At 42.8% G+C, this 18924-nt stretch carries 13 protein-coding genes and 1 pseudogene; 4 read left to right on the top strand and 10 right to left on the bottom strand.

The window, feature by feature from the left end:
- Positions 1-615: 615 nt before the first annotated feature.
- Positions 616-900 carry an Npun_R1517 family heterocyst differentiation transcriptional regulator gene (locus ACFE93_RS22645; protein ID WP_375476450.1) on the bottom strand — a complete coding sequence of 95 codons (285 nt, stop codon included), beginning with the start codon at positions 898-900 and terminating at the stop codon, positions 616-618.
- Between the two features lie 870 nt (positions 901-1770).
- Here ACFE93_RS22645 and ACFE93_RS22640 point away from each other — a divergent pair.
- The 4 genes from ACFE93_RS22640 to ACFE93_RS22625 all read left to right on the top strand — a co-directional run bounded on the left by ACFE93_RS22640 (position 1771) and on the right by ACFE93_RS22625 (position 7508).
- On the top strand, positions 1771-2130 hold the full coding sequence (locus ACFE93_RS22640) for an NAD(P)H-quinone oxidoreductase subunit M (protein WP_334910941.1): 360 nt from the start codon (positions 1771-1773) through the stop codon (positions 2128-2130).
- A 587-nt stretch (positions 2131-2717) separates the two neighbouring features.
- Complete coding sequence (locus ACFE93_RS22635; RefSeq protein ID WP_375476447.1) at positions 2718-4988, top strand: protein phosphatase 2C domain-containing protein; 2271 nt, start codon at positions 2718-2720, stop codon at positions 4986-4988.
- Positions 4989-5135: 147 nt separating this feature from the next.
- Positions 5136-6713, top strand: coding sequence for a CHAT domain-containing protein (locus ACFE93_RS22630; protein WP_375476445.1), 1578 nt, complete (start codon positions 5136-5138; stop codon positions 6711-6713).
- A gap of 147 nt (positions 6714-6860) precedes the next feature.
- On the top strand, positions 6861-7508 hold the full coding sequence (locus tag ACFE93_RS22625) for a hypothetical protein (protein ID WP_375476443.1): 648 nt from the start codon (positions 6861-6863) through the stop codon (positions 7506-7508).
- Between the two features lie 312 nt (positions 7509-7820).
- On the opposite strand, the gene ACFE93_RS22620 is transcribed toward ACFE93_RS22625, so the two are convergent.
- From ACFE93_RS22620 to ACFE93_RS22580, 9 genes and pseudogenes are all read right to left on the bottom strand, one after another.
- Positions 7821-9203: a PrsW family glutamic-type intramembrane protease gene (locus tag ACFE93_RS22620; protein WP_375476441.1), complete on the bottom strand. Its 1383-nt coding sequence runs from the start codon at positions 9201-9203 to the stop codon at positions 7821-7823.
- 574 nt (positions 9204-9777) lie between these two features.
- Positions 9778-10380 (bottom strand): DJ-1/PfpI family protein, encoded by a 603-nt coding sequence (locus tag ACFE93_RS22615; protein WP_375476439.1) that lies wholly within the window; start codon positions 10378-10380, stop codon positions 9778-9780.
- Positions 10381-10986: 606 nt separating this feature from the next.
- Positions 10987-12126 carry a PepSY-associated TM helix domain-containing protein gene (locus ACFE93_RS22610; protein WP_375476437.1) on the bottom strand — a complete coding sequence of 380 codons (1140 nt, stop codon included), beginning with the start codon at positions 12124-12126 and terminating at the stop codon, positions 10987-10989.
- Positions 12127-12216: 90 nt separating this feature from the next.
- Positions 12217-13053 carry a TonB-dependent siderophore receptor gene (locus ACFE93_RS22605; RefSeq protein ID WP_375476435.1) on the bottom strand — a complete coding sequence of 279 codons (837 nt, stop codon included), beginning with the start codon at positions 13051-13053 and terminating at the stop codon, positions 12217-12219.
- 37 nt (positions 13054-13090) lie between these two features.
- Positions 13091-14095, bottom strand: coding sequence for a TonB-dependent receptor plug domain-containing protein (locus ACFE93_RS22600; RefSeq protein ID WP_375476433.1), 1005 nt, complete (start codon positions 14093-14095; stop codon positions 13091-13093).
- A 480-nt stretch (positions 14096-14575) separates the two neighbouring features.
- A complete protein-coding gene (locus ACFE93_RS22595) occupies positions 14576-15028 on the bottom strand; it encodes a nitrate reductase associated protein (RefSeq protein ID WP_375476431.1) in 453 nt (150 codons plus the stop codon).
- Positions 15029-15205: 177 nt separating this feature from the next.
- On the bottom strand, positions 15206-15664 hold the full coding sequence (locus ACFE93_RS22590; RefSeq protein WP_375476429.1) for a phosphate-starvation-inducible PsiE family protein: 459 nt from the start codon (positions 15662-15664) through the stop codon (positions 15206-15208).
- 284 nt (positions 15665-15948) lie between these two features.
- Entirely contained in the window at positions 15949-18174 is a 2226-nt protein-coding gene (locus tag ACFE93_RS22585) for a molybdopterin oxidoreductase family protein (protein ID WP_375476427.1), read from the bottom strand.
- Between the two features lie 343 nt (positions 18175-18517).
- Positions 18518-18924 (bottom strand): annotated as a pseudogene (locus ACFE93_RS22580) (MFS transporter); the annotation flags it as partial.

Raw genomic sequence — 18924 nt, 5'->3', positions numbered from 1 at the left:
CGGGGCGTTTAGCCCGTTTCGAGTTCCTCGGCAAGCGAGTAAAGAAGTGAGATTCCCCACTCAGCACTCAGCACTCAGCACTCCTGAAGGGCATTGGTCATTTGTCAAGAATTATTATTCTCTCCTGCTTTCCCTGCTCCCTTACTCCTGGGTAATCGGTAATAGGTAACTGGCTGCTAAACCATGACCTATTACCAGTAATAGATAAAACATAAGTATTTCAGCAAATCAGGCACTTAGCTTAAGCAAAAAGCTAAAAGAAAGGTGATTTATTTTTACTTTGATCTTTTAGGTTTTCATTTGATTTGCACCTGTTGTCTAATTCCCCATCTGTAAAGACACAGGGTTTTATTATTCTGCAATGTTTTGATAAAAACTCGGTAAAATGCACCCAGCTGAATTTGCTTTCAGATTCTACCAGTACCCTTTGCTACAAAGCTTTTAATAGCGGAAACTGTTCCTGGGACTTTGTGCTGCTAAATAAGACTTTCACAAAGTAGAAATCACAATATTTTATGAATTCTACTTACTGCTTAGTTTTTATGGCAACGGGGGTATGGGATCAACATTTAATTTGATGCCAAATTCACGGTTTTCACTACTTAAATTACACATTTAGGTTGGAGAATTTTCCGCGACATTACGTAAGCGCATTAGCTGACGCCGCATTTGAGGCGAGGCTTTAAACTCTGACACTTCCTGGGCTTTAACAGACGCTTGTAGCGTTTCTAGAAAGTCATCAGAACCTTCTGTTAAAGCATCAAGTAGCACCTGTAAAAGTTGCTCGCGATCGCTCAATAGACTCTTTTCCTCAATCAACCGGAATTTGAGATGTATTTCACACTCATAAACACCTACTTCGAGATTATTTACCTGGCGTGGTAATGCTTTGGAGTTCATAGCTTATTGAGATTCCTTTACTTGGTTGTTATGAGGGTAAGGAGGTAGATGTCCAGCAAAAATTCTTTATATCCTTTTTGAATCCAAAGTGCTTGAATTAAGAATTTTTCTTCATCAATCACCTTTGTATTCTATTTCACTCTCTTATGGTGGATTTTCAAGCTAGATTTTCAGTGTCTAGATTTTGACGTTTCTGCGCCAGATGTAGCTTATGGTAAGCCATAACTATTATTCAGTTTTTAAGATTCTACACAATAAAGTTTCTGTAAGAAGTTGTTCAACCTTTTTAAAGGTTTTTACATCAACTTTATGTGAACGTCAATAACAGTTTGACTTGTTACTCGAATTTTAGTGTTTCTACGTAAGTAAAACCGCTTATTTTTTTTGAGTTTCTTAAAGCCAGCGGTCGATGTAGCGCTATTGCGTGAAATTACTTGATGTACGTTTTTTGCAATAGAAAATTCAGGATAAATTGATGAGCATAATTATTAATGTCAAAACTTTTGTTCTTTAGAAAAAAATGTACACAGAACAAATTATTCCTCCCAAGTGCCTCTCCATACTGTCTTCTGGGCTTAGTCGAGTAGAAAAATCTTAGCAGTAGGTCAGATTAGTACACCAAATGAAAATACTTAACCCATTAATTTTTACAGAAAAATAATTCGACTACTGTCAGTACTAGCAGTTAAATATATCTTCAACTCATAACAGAAGTAGCAAACTCATCAGTAAAGGTGATATTTTTACTTATGCCCATTCAATATACCCTTTTGAAACTGCATTCAAAGCTTTGAAATTGAGAGCATTCAAGCTTGGATATTAACGTCTACAATAATTTCAGTGTAATTCACGCAAATCTTACACCTTTTTATGGATAACCCGATGCTGCTCAAGTCCACAACCCGGCATATCCGCATTTTTGCAGGTGAAATCGACCGGGATGGCGATTTAGTTCCTAGTCAACAAGTCTTAACCTTAGATGTTGACCCAGATAACGAATTTAATTGGAATGAAGATGCACTACAAAAAATTTATCGAAAATTTGATGAACTAGTAGAAGCATCTAGTGGCGAAGACCTCACAGACTATAACTTGCGCCGTGTAGGGTCAGATTTAGAGCATTATCTGCGATCGCTTCTGCAACTCGGCGAAGTCAGTTACAATCTTTCTGCCCGTGTTACTAACTACAGCATGGGAGTCCCTCAAGTTGCCATTGACGACAAACAATAAGCCAATGAGTTGGTATCGGGCTGGCTGAACCCTTCTGTACGAAGAGTGCTGAGTTAAAAGTGTCTCGGCTTAGAGTGAAAAGATTCATAAGTCTACTTCTTAACTCAGCACTGGCTCAACTCTAGCTATCCGCTAACGGCAGTCCTCAAGAGATTTTTAGAGCCACTAGATTTATCAGGTACTTTTGCCAAAATTAATATTTGCTATTCTTAATTCTTAAATTAAAGTTAATTCTTGCTATCCTACTTATAAACTAAATAAATACCAACATTCTCTGCCTGTTAATGATGGGGTAATTTAGCAAAAACAAATCGCGCAGTTATGCTTGGGTTATGCTGTGGTGACAGGGTTGGAGTTAGTTGCTTTGGCGATAGAGAGTCACAGGGCAATAAAAGCTATGATTAGGCTGTAGGGTTGAGTTAGGAGCGTATTTTTTGGATCGGATAAGTATTAGCACCTGCTGATATCCGTCGGCTAAAATCATCATCTAAAGTCTGGGTATGTCAAGTTTAAGAAAGATGAGCGGTCTAGATTGTCCCTACTAATGCTATTAAAGAAATTGCCAATCGCTGATCGGTGCGAAAACTATGGAAAATGACGCGGCAACGCTCTACTGTCCAAACGAAAATTGTCAGGCTGCCAACCCCCTGACTCACAAGTTTTGCCAGCGATGTTCCACGCCCCTACCCAAAAATTATCTCTGGGCTGTGGTAGATAGCCCAAGTGTGGGTAGCCCTGGAGAAATATTAGCCGATCGCTATTTAATCCTTGATAAATTTGTTCTTTTAGATACGAAGCCTGGTTTATTAGCGCTAACGCCTGAATTAGATAATTTGCAGCCTCTAAAAGCCTACCTGAGATTGATTCCCTACCGTTTACACGTACCGCAGGTATATGGAGTGCTTTTTGTTGCTGACGAGTCTTCCCACCGAGAAATATTACTCTTAGAAAAACCGCCACTATTAGTAGATGACACTATCCAACAAGTACATTTAGGCAGCGAGTTAACCACCGCTTGGCGTGATGCAACATCAATGCGCCAACTAAATTGGTTATGGCAAATAGCTCATCTGTGGCAACCTCTGGTAAGTGAAGGTGTCGCTTCTAGCTTACTTGACTCTTATGTATTGCGGGTAGAAGGGTCGTTAGTACGTTTGTTGGAATTGCGTTTTGACAGCGCTACATCACCAGAATTGCCGCAATTAGGTGAATTTTGGCAACAGTTGGTCAGCACTGCCAAACCAGCGATCGTGGAATTTGTCGATCGCGTTAGCCTTGCTTTAATTCAGGGAGAGATTAATTCAACCGATCAATTAATCGGAGTTTTAGATCGGGGACTGGCTGGGTTAGGGCGATCGCAAACACCCACCATCCAAATTATCACCAAAACCGACACTGGGCCAAGTCGCCAACGTAATGAAGATGCCTGTAGCCCCCCCAGTGGAACTTTGGTGAGCAAACCACCCCAGCCAACAGCCTTAGCAATTGTCTGTGATGGCATCGGTGGACACGAGGGCGGCAATGTGGCCTCAAATTTAGCCATTGAAACAATCCAGCAGCAGGTACAGCAACTAACAAAGGTTCCTTACGACCACATAGACCCTTCACTGCTGCTGAATGACCTAGATAAGGCAGTGGCAATGGCCAATGACAAAATCAGTCAGCGCAACGACGGTGAAAATCGCCAAGGGCGTCAACGCATGGGCACGACTTTAGTCATGGCATTGCCTGTTGCTCATGAAATGTATATTACTCACGTTGGCGATAGTCGTGCCTACTGGATTACACGTCACGGCTGTTATCAAGTTACCCTCGATGATGATGTCGCCTCCCGCGAAGTGCGACTAGGTTATGCCATTTACCGCGAGGCAGTGCAACAGAGTGCGGCTGGCTCTCTCGTCCAAGCTTTGGGGATGGGTTCTAGCACTTCATTGCATCCTACATCGGCACGGTTTATGCTCGATGAAGATGCTGTTTTTCTACTCACATCGGATGGTTTGAGTGACTTTGATCGGGTGGAGGAGTACTGGGAAACAGAAATCTTGCCGATTTTAGTTGGGGAAGCAAATATAGCAACTGTTGCCAATCGATTAGTCGAAATTGCTAATACTAAAAATGGACATGATAATGTCACCGTCGCTTTAGTTCACTATCAAGTCCAATATTGGGAACCAGAAATCACCATCAAAGCAGTGATTCCAGAGAGTTATTCTGCCAAAACTGTTGATTTAGCATCTAAAGCGACAGATGCGACAGTTTTAGGCAGCCCAAACCATAAAACTCAGGTGATTCCAGACACTGAGCCTGCTAAATCTCGCCAATTCCCCCTACAGTGGATAGTTCCATTAATATTTGTGGTCGCAGCAGGTTTTTTAGGATTGTTCGTCAAGCAACTGCGATCGCCATCAGGGGCTTCTCCAATTTTTTCCAATCCGTTACAAACTCAAAATCCTGCCATCGAAACAACACCTACACTGCGATCGCTAGCTAATCTTTCTCCTGGCTGGGTAATTAAAACCAATAATGACATATCCTTGGGAAACAACCAATCACTCCCCCGTGGGACGTTTTTAGAAGTTATTCAGAAAAAATCAAATCCAAATCCTGCTTCTGGCAGTTTTTTGGTGTCTATGCGAGTCTGTGCCAATAATAAAAGTACACAAACTCCAGTTAATCCGAATAACCCAGCTGTAACTACCTCAGTTCCACCAAATTCAAAACCTTTGCCAGCAACAGCATTGCTAAACTCCTCCCAACTCAACCGTTTTGGCGTTGTTTTACAATCAGACGCAGCAAATCCATGTAGAAATGTCACCCAACCGCGAATTACCGAACCATCTAACACCAGTCCAACTTAATCAAATACTCGATAAACTGGTAAAAACCTGGAATAATAACAGGTAACAATCAGAGTAAAAAACTTACAAGGTCAAAAAAGTAGAAAATTTTCACCTTGGAAAATTGTTATTTGAAATTATTTTTTTAGCTTTTAGTTTAATGAATCCATGCAATCCCTGAATTTGGCGATCGCCCGTCTCGTAAATACTGGCACAGACAACTTCGCAATTTGGGTGGTCAAGGCTCCGTATCCCAGTGGCTACGTTTTACGTGACTGTGTATGGCCTGTTGAACTGACCCAAGTCTGGCAAGAATGGCAGCAGATGTTTGCTGGTCATGGTCGCCTAGATATTTCCCCAAACTCAACATCTCAAAACGCCAACCCATTGCCTATAGATTGGATTTCATCCCCTTCAGGTCAAACTACTAGCCCCTACAGCAGTCGTCTGATGCAATATTTAGGAATGAATTTATGGCGCTGGGTATTCGACGGGCAAATTCTTGGTAGTCTAGAACGCAGTCACGGTATGGCTATGGGTGAGCATACACGTTTGCGCTTTCAACTAGAAATTCGCGACCCGGATCTGATCGCTTTCCCTTGGGAAATTATGCAGCGCCAGCCTGGTCAATCGGCGATGTCTCTGTCGCAAGATTTGCTATTTAGTCGCACCACCACTGAAGTTGACGCGTTACCGTATTTGCGAACTGACCAAGCTTTAAGTATCCTGCTGGTTTTAGGTCATGATCACAAGCTGCAACTAGAACAAGAAGCTGCTATATTACAGCAAGCTCTTGCAGATACGCCTGATAATGCCCAAAGATATGCACCTTGTATCGTGAATCAACTCATTCAACCAACTCCACAACAGTTGATTGATGAATTAGAAACTAAAGAATATAATATTTTCTTTTACGCTGGACATGGTTTGCCAGACCCAGATGGAGGGTTACTGTTTTTGCGACCAGATATGCCCCTCAATGGCATAGAATTGGCGCAAGTATTGACCCGTACGGGTGTGAAACTAGCGGTTTTTAACGCCTGTTGGGGCGCACAACCAGCCGCGATCAATCATCAAGCTATCCCTGCCAGCAGTTTAGCAGAAGTACTGATTCGTCAAGGTGTACCGGCAGTTTTGGGGATGCGCGATGAAATCGCTGACCACGAAAGCCACAGTTTTATTCAAGCTTTTACCGAAGCTTTGCGATTGCACAAGCCAATTGATGAAGCCGTAGCACTGGCTAGGCAAGAGTTGTTAACGCTGTATAAATTTAATCAACCTGCTTGGACTTTGCCTGTTCTTTACCTGCATCCAGATTTTAATGGCGAACTCATTAAGAATCTGGATGAAGGTATTACGGAACTACCAGATACAGCCATTCCTGATGTAGGTTCCTCGCTTCCGATTGCTTCTTTGCGATCACTCACTCCCAAAGGTAAAAGCTGGCCACTGCGTTATGGAGTTACCCGGATCGGCCGCACGACGAGAGACAATGATATCGTCATCCCCGAACCATCTGTGTCCAAACGCCACGCCGAAATCTTCTGCCGCAACACTCTTACTGATGCTACACTGATGCGAACTTATTACTTGCAAGATTTTTCCACCTACGGGACAACCTGGTTTTTAGGCCCTAATGGCTGGCAACAAATCCTCCGAGAGGAAGTCCCTTTGAAATCGGGAATGCAGTTAAAGTTTGGAAGTGCTAGAGGTGAAACCTGGGAGTTTGTGATTGAAGACTCATAGCAGAGCTATTGCGTAAATGAATTTGAGTCTTTAGCATCAGCTTTCAAAATCTGTTTTTTTTGGAGAAAAAATCAACTTTTTTTGCGGAAATCTCCTCTTAGAACTTGTAGCTGTCAATACCACCAAATAATCATCAGGTAAGAAAATATGGCTCACAAAATTAACGGCTCAGATACTTTCTCTTCTTTGCCATCTCAAGTAGATTTAGAGTTATTAGAAGCTTTACTAGAACCAGAGGATGCTAACTATCCCTGGAATCCAGGTGATGAGGAATCAGAAGCTTATTTTCAGGAACTAGAACAACAGTTCGGAATAGAAGATTTGCAAGGCGTTGAACTAATGAGGCGATCGCAAGATTTTTACGGACATCTAGATACACTTTGGTCTAGTATTACTTCTACATTTGACCATAATGATAGCCTACAACAGTCAGTAGTACTTAACCTTCAAGAAACATTACGTACTAATTTTTCCGCCTGTGTCCCCCAAATATTGCTCAACACCATCGCCACCAAAGCTGCTGAGATATTTGCGGTTCGCCAATTAATCAGCGAGCAACTCGTTGAGTGCGTTCAGACAGTACTACCAACTTGGGGAACAGAGGATCTGATCGTTTTGGCTCGTCCTTTTGCTTACGCTATGCGCAGTAGCGAATCGCAAAACGCGGTATCTGCACTCAGTAATCTTCAAAACAGCGAGTGGACAGCTTTATCAGAAGTAGAGAAAGCAAAGGTTAGTTTAGCGATCGCTTCTTATGCTTTTACTGAACTTAACAAGTCTCAACCTGAACTATGAATGGTGAATGGGGACTAGGGAGTAGGGAATAAAAAAAATTTTCATTACATGTTGTGTTCGTGTAATCCGCGCTTTGCCTTCACTTTTTTCAGAGGTGTCTATTGCAAAGATGTTGGTTTCCCTTACGCAAAGATATAGAGTCGAAAATCAAGACTTTTGCAAGAAGAAGTTTAGTGTTTTTTATTTTTGTAACTATATTTACCCCATAATAAGTTAAGAGTACGCTGATTTTCAAATTAGGCCATCTATCCCAAGAGGTAAATACTCAAGCATTGCTTGTTCTCCCCCTGCTCCCCTGCTCCCCTGCTTCCTCTATTTTGGGCCAAGAAATCGGGTAGCAAAATTTTGCGATCGCGTCGGTGACAGTGCCCGTGCCTTGAGAATTGCCGCCATCAAAAAGGCGTAAGATAACACTCCAACAACTACCAACAGTAAGGCATTGATTGACCCTGTAGCATTCCAAAGAGCGTGGAGCGCAGAGGCACTCAGATAACCAATAGACAGAATTTGCCAACTTCTACTGGGTTTGAGGACAGCCAACCCGATAAAATAACCCAGGTAGCCACTATAAGCCATGTGTCCGGCTACAGAGCCTAAAATTCGCGGAATTAGCAGTTGTAAACCTGCCAGTTGACCAGCAGCCCCTATACCCACCTGTTGCGTGACATTTTGAGTAATATCCGGCACATACTGACCGAGGGTTTCCAAGAGAGTGAAGCCCACAGCAGAAGCTGTACCTAGGAGAATACCATCTAGAGGTTCCCAAATACCGATGCGTTCTCGCCAAGGTGAAGATAATATTCTACCGATGGCAAAAGCCCCTAGTACAGGTAATGCCTTGAGTAATTCCTCCATCAACCCAGCGCCAAAAAACATCCGCACCAGTAACTCTGTGAAGGTGATAGATTCTTGGGGTGTGGGCAAGCTTCCAGGCAGGATGCCGCGAAATACGAAAATAAATAGATCCAACAGCGGACTGAGCAAAATCAGGATTGTACCCAATGACGTAGCCATTAGCACCCACCAAGGCTTCTGTTTGCCGCAAAGTTGGTAAACAAAATAGTAGGCAGCGAAGGCGATGTAACTTGCTACAATCACTTGATTAGCCTGGGGCCGACCGACTGTAGCAAACATCAGCACCACAAAAATTACGGTCAGTATTCCCGGTACAAGGTAAGCTTTACTAGTTAAATCTTTACCAGTGGAAATAATCGGAAAAAGCTGAGTGAAGCTAACAGAATCTGGCTGCTTTAATTGCGTGTGGTTGTGGTAGTTCGTCGCCGAAGGCAGTGGTGTAACTTGGTTGACTGTCGTCGCCGGAGTCAGTGAGGTATACTCATACTCAAAAATGTATTGCGGCCCATCAGCACCTAGAGAAATGCGATCGCCTGGGTGCAATTCCTGACATTCATATAAGCGTTGTCCATTCAAATAAGTGCCATTAGCACTATTCAAGTCACAAAGCACCCAGCTAAATTTGCTCTCTGGGGATAGAGAGAGGGGACGAACCACTGCATGACGACGAGATACCATTCGGTACATCATGGCATCCAAGACAACTTGGCAGCTGGGGTCGCGTCCAATTACCATCTCTTTACTGGGGGGCAGCGAGTAGCGAGATTCTGCTCCAAAAGCTGCCCCATTACCAGACACTAGCCGCAGAAATGCATTATGTCTTGCGTTTTTGCCTGTCATCGATAAGAAGTGCGTTTCTAAACTAATTCTTCACATAATTTGGCGGCAGGACTAACCTTAGCCACATTAACAGCAGCATTGCTAAATCCACTATAGCTTCACTTCCTGCTAAGAAATTTAAAATTCTCGATGCAAAATTTCAAATTGTTTCACCTCATGTAAAGAAGTATTCCATCTGCTGAGAGTTTGTCCTAAAACTGGCTTGTTAAGCGGATAAATCAGATTGTCTCAATGCTCTACTTTTGACATCGTAGCGGCAAATTAAACCCACTGCAAATTATTAAAAAATAGTATTTTTTACTGCATTTAGTTCTATTTCAAAAATATATAATTTTCAGTCGTATATTGTGAGCCAGTACGGTTTTCTCCTAAAGGGAGAGGCTATCGCCTTTCCTTCTGTACGAGATGCTACGCGAACGCATCCCGTCTCATAGAAAAGCGGTAGCGACGTAAGAGCGTCACCTGAAAGGTCACTTGTTTTTGCCACTGATAATTGACTAAGCTCTTTTAGAGTGGAGAGTAGGTAAAGAAACTATTCTGAAGTCTTGAATCAAAAGATATCCAGTATTTTGCCTCAAACAACTGTAGCCAGTTCTGGGTGTTCAATCTTAGTTCCAAGTACTGTGAGGAATTCTGCTAGCCAATGCGGGTGAGCAGGCCAAGCTGGTGCTGTCACCAAGTTACCATCAACTATTGCTCGATCGACAGAGATATCAACATAGATCCCTCCAACATTCTTGATATCTGGGCTACAAGCAGGGTAGCCAGTACATCTTTTACCTTGCAGTACATCAGCAGCTGCCAATATCTGCAAGCCGTGGCAGATGGCAGCAATCGGTTTATTCGTTTGGGCAAAGTGACGGGTGATTTCTAGCACCTGCTGATTCAAGCGGATATATTCTGGTGCCCGTCCTCCGGGAATGACTAAGGCATCGTAGGTTGCAGTTTCTATTTCTGCAAACGTAGTATTTAAAGTGAAATTGTGTCCGGGTTTTTCGCTGTAAGTCTGATCTCCTTCAAAGTCGTGAACTGCTGTCCGCACCCAATCGCCAGCTTTTTTGTCAGGGCAAACTGCATGGACAGTGTGTCCTACCATTTGCAACGCCTGAAAAGGAACCATCACTTCATAGTCTTCTACATAATCGCCAACAAGCATCAAAAGTTTCTTTGCAGCCATATTTTGTTACCCTCATCTTTTGTCAATAGTTGTTTATAGTGGTTGCCAGGTGCGTGACGTGAAGTAAATATTGAAATCACTCTGGCAATTCATGGAGAGGAGAGATAAAGCTGTGCTTTATGCAGGTGAGGTACAGCTTAACCCCACTTTTATTGGAAAACGCTATATAAAGTAAATATTAGTTTAGAGTCAGCTATTTTAGGCGTTAGCATCCCCATGAATTTTTGATACATTACAACACATTTAGCTTTGTAATGTTATTAGACCGAAAAGTTTTCCAGAAGCCTTATCAGTCCATTATTTGCACTTAAAAGTACAAAGAGCCAAAATTAGCTTTAAATCTGCCTTTCAAAAACTTTTGTTGTGGGTGGACGAATAGAGCGATGTCTACGACAAGCCCTTCTCTACGAGAGGCTGCGCCAACGGGTTCGGGAGTGACGCTCCTGCGTCGCTAACGCTGCGCTAACGACGGGAACCGCCATCGCTCTTAGCGTCTCCCCTTGGGAGAAGACTGCGACTCCCTCACCGCTAAGAGCGTCTACGCAAAACTGTCATAACTCCACACACCTAATCGTATTTTTCAAAACAAAGCCGATTGCTTGAGAATTAGTTTATATAACTCTGTTTAGGAGAATAATCATCTTTCTGCTTGTGTTTGCGATACCACCACATCACAAAGCCAGTGATAGATAAAATTAATGGAGCCAGACCAACGAAGATGTAGAGAATACGGGTAGGTAAGCCGCCGAAAGTACCGTAGTGCAGTGGCTCAAAGGAATTGAGAATCTTGTCGCCTAACGATGCCTTTAACGAATTCTCAACTCGTAAAACCTGACTGCTGTATCGATTCAGATAGACATTGCTCATGCCGTATTCCTCTCGCTCTTGGGGGAGCTTCATCCGCAATCGTAAAGGAGCTTTCGGGTCTGTCGTTAAGTCAATGCTCCGCAATGCTCCATTGGGTAGGGCAAGTTGAGCTGTTACCATCTGCTGGCTCAGTGGTAAAGGAGATTGATTTGCGATCGGCTGGGAAACGAGTTCAGGCAGCAATGGACTAAAGGTAATGGCACGAATCAGTGGGTCAACATAGCCCAAATTCCAGGCAAATCCAGTGAAAAATGTGAACAGTAAAAATATAGCGGTAGTAATACCAAACACCTTATGCAGATCGAAGTTAAAGCGCTTGGGGTGGGCATCCCACTTAATTTTGAAGCCTGCCATCAGCTTGCGCCAACCGGGCCACAAGATAATTCCCGCGATCGCAACAATGCACATCACCAAGCCCACGAAGCCAGTAATCTGTAAACCCAGATCGCCCAATTTCAACGAGGTGTGGAGTTCATAAACAACCTGGAGAAAGCGCTGTACGGCACTGGGATGCAGACTGTTGCCCAGAATTGCCCCTGTGTAGGGGTTGACGTAGACTTCTACCCAATCATTGCCCGGAACTGAGATGATGACATTAAAAAAATCGTCCGGTTTAGTTGGGAAATAAACCCTTTGCAATGCCATTTGAGGCTGGTTGCCATAGGCAGCTTTGACAAGATCCAAGATAACTTCCAACGATAAACGATTGCCGTGGGGTAAGATAGCGCCAAACTGTTGATGTCGTTGAAAGTCATTGATTTCGCGCTGGAAGACGATCAGGCTTCCAGTTATGCTAACCAAGATGGCAATCAATGCGATCGCAAAACCCAGGATGCGATGCAGAGTAAATACAATGTTACGTAGTTTTTTATAACTCAAGATAGACGCTCCTTTTTCGTCCATTTGATTTCAAACTCGACTTGTGTGTACGCGGTAGCTCCAATACATCGGGGAGGGTTAGCATGGGGGTCAAAAGGTCACTGAAATTGTTCCCTGTACAGTAAATGGTGCTTGGGGGAAGGTGAGGTAGCCGTTTGATTCGTAATATTTGACATCAAAAATGTTCTTAAAGTTGAGTCCAACTTGCCAGTTACTTCGTTTGTAGGAGATAGAAGCATCGGTTCTAACATAGGAAGGAAGGATAAATTGCTCGCTTTGGTTAGCAACGCGATCGCCTACAAAAAAGAACCCTGCACCAAACTGTAATCCTTGCAAGTTACCCTTTTGAAATTCATAAGTTGTCCATAAACTCGCACCATGATAAGGTGCATTTTCTAAATGCTTACCTTGGACTGTTGGGTCGTTATCTTTGCTAACGTAAGCATCATTGAGAAAACCAGAAGTAATAACCTTCCAATCTGGTAAAATCTCCCCTGCTACATCCAATTCAATCCCTCGACTTTTCACTTCTCCTAGCGCGATTACGTATTGAGGATTGTCAACGTCTATAGTGGCAATATTTGTTTTAGCAATGTCATAGGCTGCGAGGGTTGCTGAAAGTCGTTTATCAAACAGTTCCGCTTTGATGCCAATTTCGTACTGAGTCCCGCGAGAAGGCTCTAGTAACTCATTGTTTACTGTTCTGCTATCTGGGTCTACTGAAAAGGAGCGACTGTAGCTAGCGTATAGCGAAATGGGTTCAATTGGTTGATAAACAATGCCTACACGCGGTGAAAAGGCATCAAAGTAATATCTAGACTCGTCTGGTTCGCTACTGATACTGATGTCAGGTATATTTTCACTGTCTGAGTCAATAAAATCATATCTACCACCTACAAGCAACTTCAGATTGGGCAGCAATGTCACTTGGTCTTGTAGGTAAATTCCTTTGGTATCAGTTGTGCTATTGTCCTGGTTTTTTTGTCACATAATTCACCACTCCACCTGGCTCTAACTGACCATACAGCACTGAAGCGGGGCCTTTGAGTACTTCCACTTGTTCAATGTTGGCACCATTAGCAGGAAGTAAACCAGTAAACCCATCTACCAAAGTACCGGCGAAAAAACCGCGAATATTGACATCACCTAAACTATTGCCATAGCCCGATACGCCTGTAGTACCGGACACATTACGAACAGCATCGCTTATACGTGTGATTCCCTGATCCTTGATTATTTGCTGAGGAATCACCTGAATCGACTGAGGAATATCACGTAAAGGTGTATCAGTCCTAGTTGCAGTTGATGCATCTGGCACAGTATAACCATCTTGCTCACCTGTCACTACAAGTTCAATCGGTTCATCACCCTCAGAGTCAGGTTGACTTGGCTTAGTGGGAGTTGCAGGCTGTTGTGCTTGTGTGGAAGGTGCTGCGCTAGCAAAACTAAGAATCAAACCCTCGTCAGGATTGTCAAACAACTCTACAGTCGGTACATTCGCCTCACCAATCACTGTCACTCGAATAGTATTAATATCCAAGTTTGCTACCGTTATCTCGGTAATACCTGCAACTGGCTGCTCTGAACGAAATGTAAATGCTTCACCTGAAGGTAAGCGCAGTTGGGCGTTGGGAATATCAGCAATAAAGTTATTGCCGGAACTGCGATTCACCACTTGCAATTTTTCACCAAGGGAGGTCTGTAAAATCACTTCTAAACCCTGCTTAGTGGGATTAGCCTTAACTGCCGTCACTGGCACAATTTCTGAGGTAGGTATTATTTGTGGTGCTGGCGACTGTACTAGCTCATGAGCGCTAGTGTTAGTCAGTTCTATTTCATTGAGTCTTGGAATCTCTCTAATCGTTCTAGAATTGCGTAATACCGATGCAACAGATTTATCCTGTGCTTGTTTGTTCATTTCAGCAGCAGTTGTACTTCTTGCAACGCAGAACCAAATAGAGCTTGTCACCAAAACAATCTTCAATATCTGTTTTAACACTATGTAATACCCCTACACCTACTCTCTACTTACCACTACTCTCAACAAAGCAGCAAATAGCTGTTAGTTACTGAGATTGGCAGTCAGCTACTTGAGAATAAACATTACAGGAAATGACTCAGCAATTGCAAATAATTCTCAAATTTTTCCCTAAGTACAGCCCACCATAAAAAAGGTTTGGAATTCGATTTTCTGTAGGTTGGGGAGCCACTGCGTTGGACGGGTTTCCCGGCTTAAAGCAAGTGGCGTTTAAGGAACGAAACCCAACATCCCTGCGTTTGTTGGGTTAAGCAGAGCAAAACCCAACAAAGAGTTAGGATTTTCAATCCCTATTAATGGTGACGTGTACTAAGGGAGTTAATAGATACAGTAGATCAAAAAGCTTTGCGATGGCTGCGGCGGGCGTAGCCATCGCTCTGTAGATTTTTTCTTTTAATGACTATTGACTAATTAAAGCAGATGAAATTCTGCGATCGCTCTGTTAAAGTTTTTGCTTTCATGTCCTGGCTGACTGAGTTTAATCAAAGCAAAACGCTGTAAGGGCGTTAAAGCTGCCCAATTTTGCGGTGTTAGGGTTACACCTATTTCTTGAGCTTTTTCCTGAAGGTTAACTGGTACAGTGGCAGAGTCTAACCATGCCGGATGAGGCTCGATGGGCAATTTTTTAGTTGGGATACCTGTGCGTTGTATGATTAATTGCTCGATATATTCGCGGTAAGACTGAATTTCCGTTTCTGTAGTGCAAGGTAATTCGACTAAGGCTTGACGCTCATCTGTCGTCATTTGATTCCAATCAGACAATTTTAGCTTGATGCCACAGGTATCTAATTTACAACGCACCTGCATGGGGATGCAACGCAGAGAATCAACAAAGTCTGCTTCAAATTGAAAGAAATCTGTCACGTCGCTTCGCTCCGAATTCAAAATTTAAAACTTGTATTGAGCTTGTCAAGTCGAAGTATTCAAAATTCAAAATTAATAATTTATACTGTTGCTTGACAAACCCAAAATTGCTATGCCCCTAAGAGTGGTCTGTATTCCATGCAATTGAGAGCCGCTATAGTTTGTTCGCTATTTTATTTAACTTGCATCTTTGGAATTACTGAGACGAATTATTAAATAACTAATTGATAAAGCAAGAATAGCTATACCTAGCCCAATTATATCAATACCTGGAACTTTTTCTAAGTCAAGAATAATAATTTTTCTAGCAACAGCTATTAAAGAAGTGACAATAACTAATTCAACCTGAAAAACGTGTCGTCGGAGATAGGCGGTAATATTTTCTAAGATTTCTAAAGCAATTAAAATATTTAAAAATAAACCAAAAATTTTATACAATATTAAGTTAAATTTTCCATAAGGGACTGTAAATAACTCTTTAAAAATAAAGATTCCTAAATCTCCAATCGCTACCAAAATTACAATCACCATAAAAATAGATAGAGCTTTAGAAACTAGCACTTCTATGTTTTCAATGATGTGCATGAAGTTCTCATCTTTGGTCGCTGTTAAAATTCGCCTCATTAACTTTTTCATCTGCTGCACCCAATTCTAAAATAAAACAAAATCCTATAGATAAATCTAGAGGATTAAAAAAAGATGACTTGCCAATATTTGGTAAGTTTTCTGTCTATTTTTTATTCTTTATCCATCGCTAAAATAGACGTTAGTAAAACCTCTAGTAACTAGAGATTTAGCCTCTTTAGATATGGTAATTGGTAACAGTCAAAATTAGAGAGTTAGAAAAAATGATAATAACTATTGACTATTGATTATTGACGAAATTACATATTGCTGGTTATAAATTACTACTTTGCAGCTTACGATTGTAAGGACTGGAGTTGATGATTTTTGGTTGTAACTTCCACAGAAATTGGGATTAACTGCACTGCACAAGCTTTTAATTCTGGTTGCAGCGAATCGGGGCAAGATTCTGGATGGGTGAGGGCGTTGGCTTCGGCATTATCTGCCCACAGTGAACCCCAGTGCATGGGGACAAAAACTGTACCAGGCGCGATCGCTTTTGTGACTTTAGCAGGAAACTTCGCTTTACCCCGACGCGATCGCACTTCCACATCCATACTATCGACAATACCTAACCGAGCAGCATCACGGGGATGAATTTCGATAAACGGTTCGGGATGCATTTTGCAAATTTTTTCAATTCGACCGGTGCGTGTCTGCGTATGCCAGTGTCCGTAAAGTCGTCCATTAGTTAGGACAAACGGATAATCTGGGTCTGGTGGTTCTGCCAATCCCTTGGAGTAATATGCCCCAAATCGAGCGCGTCCATCAGGGGTGTGGAAGCGCAAGTTAGTGTATAGTCTTTTGCCAGAGGGATTAGCAGATGCTTCTCCCCCTACTTCCCCTGCTTCTCTGTTCCTCCTGCTCTCTTCAGGATGAGGCCATTGAGTCGGGCCTTCTGTCTGTAATTGCGCGTGACTGATACCTGTCATATCGCAAGGGCGAGTTTTAGTTAGTTTGACAAACTCAGCGTAAACTTCAGCAGAGTTAGCAAAGGCAAACTCTTTCTCAAAACCTAATCTACGTCCAACTTCAGCAAAAATTTCCCAATCGGCTTTAGCTTCTTTTGGCGGTTGGCGGAATGCTGAACACAGAGTTACCACTCGTTCAGAATTTGTCATCACGCCAGTTTTTTCACCCCACTGGGCTGCTGGTAGCAAAACATGAGCGTAAGCAGAGGTTTCTGTAGGATAATATGCTTCTTGGTAAATAGTGAAAGGCGATCGCAACAATGCCTTTTTAGTTCGCTCTAAATCTGGCATACTCACCGCTGGATTAGTCGCTGCAATCCACAGTAACTCTACAGCGCCATTTTCCAACCCAGTAATCATATCCCAAGTAGTCAAACCGGGATTGGGCGAAATTTGTCCTGGCTTGAGTCCCCAAAACTCTTCAACTTCTGCACGATGCTGGGGATCTTTCACCGTCCGATAACCGGGTAATAAATGCGCCAAACCTCCGGCTTCCCGTCCTCCCATCGCGTTCGGCTGACCAGTCAGGGAAAAAGGGCCAGCCCCAGGTTTGCCAATCTGTCCAGTCATCAGGTGCAGGTTAATAATAGTTCTTACCTTAGCCGTCCCTTCTGAGGATTGATTCACACCCATTGACCACAAAGACAATACCCGCTCAGATTGACCCCAGTAATGTGCTGCTGTTTCTAAATCTTCAATACTGATTCCGCATTGACGAGCTACTATTTCTGGGGGATAGTGGCGAATCACCTCAGCATAAGCGGGAAAGTTGCTGGTGCAGTCGTCCATGAACATGGTATCAATGTAATTCCAGCGCATCAACAAGTGAGCGATGCCGTTTAACAAGTCGATATCTGTACCGGGACTAATTGCTAAATGCAAGTCAGCTGCTTCTGCGGTTGGTGTGCGACGGGGATCGACCACAATCATTTTGACTTTGCGATTCTTTTTATGATATTTTTCTAGCCGATTGAAAACGATGGGGTGACATTCGGCTGTATTAGTACCAATTAAAAATGCACAGTCGGTTAACTCCAAGTCATCGTAACAGCATGGAGGCCCATCTGAGCCAAAGCTTTGAATGTAACCAGCCACAGCACTAGACATACATAAGCGAGAGTTGGCATCAAAATTATTAGTACCCAGACAGCCTTTCATTAATTTCTGGGCTATGTAATAATCCTCAGTTTGAAACTGACCGGAACCGTACATACATAAGGCTTCTGGCCCTTGGTTGAAGCGCACGGTTTGAATGCGCTGCGTGATGATATTAAAAGCTTCATCCCAACTAACCCGGCGAAACTCTTGATCTAAGGAGTCTCGCACCATTGGGTAATGTAATCTATTTTTATCTAAAGATTCTGCGATCGTTGCGCCTTTGACGCAAACCATTCCTTGACTAGATGGATGGGCTTTATCACCACGCACCCGCCAAGTTGGATTTCCTTGGCTATCTCGATTAGTTGCTTTGCCAAGTTGAGCTGGGGGTGAAACTTCTAGCCCACAACCAACACCACAGTAAGGACAGAGAGTTTTGGTAAATTCACTCATGGCGGTTGTACCATTTTGTTATTTGAATTGTGCAACCTCAGATGTAGCAATTTGACAAGGATAAGGTCGATGCACTAACGTTGCAGGTCGATGCATTAACGTTGCAGGTCGATGCATTAAGATTGCAGGTCGATGCACTAACGTTGCAGGTCGATGCATTAAGATTGCAGGTCAAGAGTGTAGGCAAGCGGGGAGAGGAGACTTTGATGTAAGTAAAAGATGGGGTAGGCTTCTTATTTTTGATTTATGCAAGAGAATCCATAAGTTGCACTCACAAGGAAAGATGAAAATCTATCTTGCAATGCCCATGCCCCATGCCCCATGCCCTATTTTCAATACAGGCCTATTCTTCAGTTAAGAAGATAGAGTTTTGAGTTGCTGTTTCTGGTAATTCACCTTCAGATACAGCAGCAAAGGAACCTTTTGGTTCTTTGAGGAAGAAGGCGCACATAAAAGCGCAGACTAGTGCAGCTAAACCCATTGTGGAAAATAGTGTTGGAGCGTCGGTTAAACTGAAAATTGTCAGGTAAACTACGCCGCCAAAATTACCGTAAGCTCCCACATTACCAGCAATTTGTCCAGTGGCTTCCTTTTTAATTAGAGGTACGATGCTGTAGGTTGCACCGCAACCAGCTTGGGCAAAGTAAGCGGCAAACATTGTAACTGCGATCGCTAGCGGAATCGGCCAGCTACTACTATAGCGTTTCTTAGTCTGGTGAAGTACAGTAACAAGAATGGGTAAACCAGTTA

This window comes from uncultured Nostoc sp., assembly GCF_964247315.1.
GTDB lineage: Bacteria > Cyanobacteriota > Cyanobacteriia > Cyanobacteriales > Nostocaceae > Nostoc.
The sequence above is the reverse complement of the archived record's forward strand: the minus strand, read 5'-3'. Positions and strand labels throughout refer to the sequence as shown.

Excerpts from the sequence above, each read along its gene's own strand:
- ACFE93_RS22645 (WP_375476450.1), bottom strand. The coding sequence starts at position 900 with ATGAACTCCAAAGCATTACCACGCCAGGTAAATAATCTCGAAGTAGGT.
- ACFE93_RS22640 (WP_334910941.1), top strand. The coding sequence starts at position 1,771 with ATGGATAACCCGATGCTGCTCAAGTCCACAACCCGGCATATCCGCATT.
- ACFE93_RS22635 (WP_375476447.1), top strand. The coding sequence starts at position 2,718 with ATGGAAAATGACGCGGCAACGCTCTACTGTCCAAACGAAAATTGTCAG.
- ACFE93_RS22630 (WP_375476445.1), top strand. The coding sequence starts at position 5,136 with ATGCAATCCCTGAATTTGGCGATCGCCCGTCTCGTAAATACTGGCACA.
- ACFE93_RS22625 (WP_375476443.1), top strand. The coding sequence starts at position 6,861 with ATGGCTCACAAAATTAACGGCTCAGATACTTTCTCTTCTTTGCCATCT.
- ACFE93_RS22620 (WP_375476441.1), bottom strand. The coding sequence starts at position 9,203 with ATGACAGGCAAAAACGCAAGACATAATGCATTTCTGCGGCTAGTGTCT.
- ACFE93_RS22615 (WP_375476439.1), bottom strand. The coding sequence starts at position 10,380 with ATGGCTGCAAAGAAACTTTTGATGCTTGTTGGCGATTATGTAGAAGAC.
- ACFE93_RS22590 (WP_375476429.1), bottom strand. The coding sequence starts at position 15,664 with ATGAAAAAGTTAATGAGGCGAATTTTAACAGCGACCAAAGATGAGAAC.
- ACFE93_RS22585 (WP_375476427.1), bottom strand. The coding sequence starts at position 18,174 with ATGAGTGAATTTACCAAAACTCTCTGTCCTTACTGTGGTGTTGGTTGT.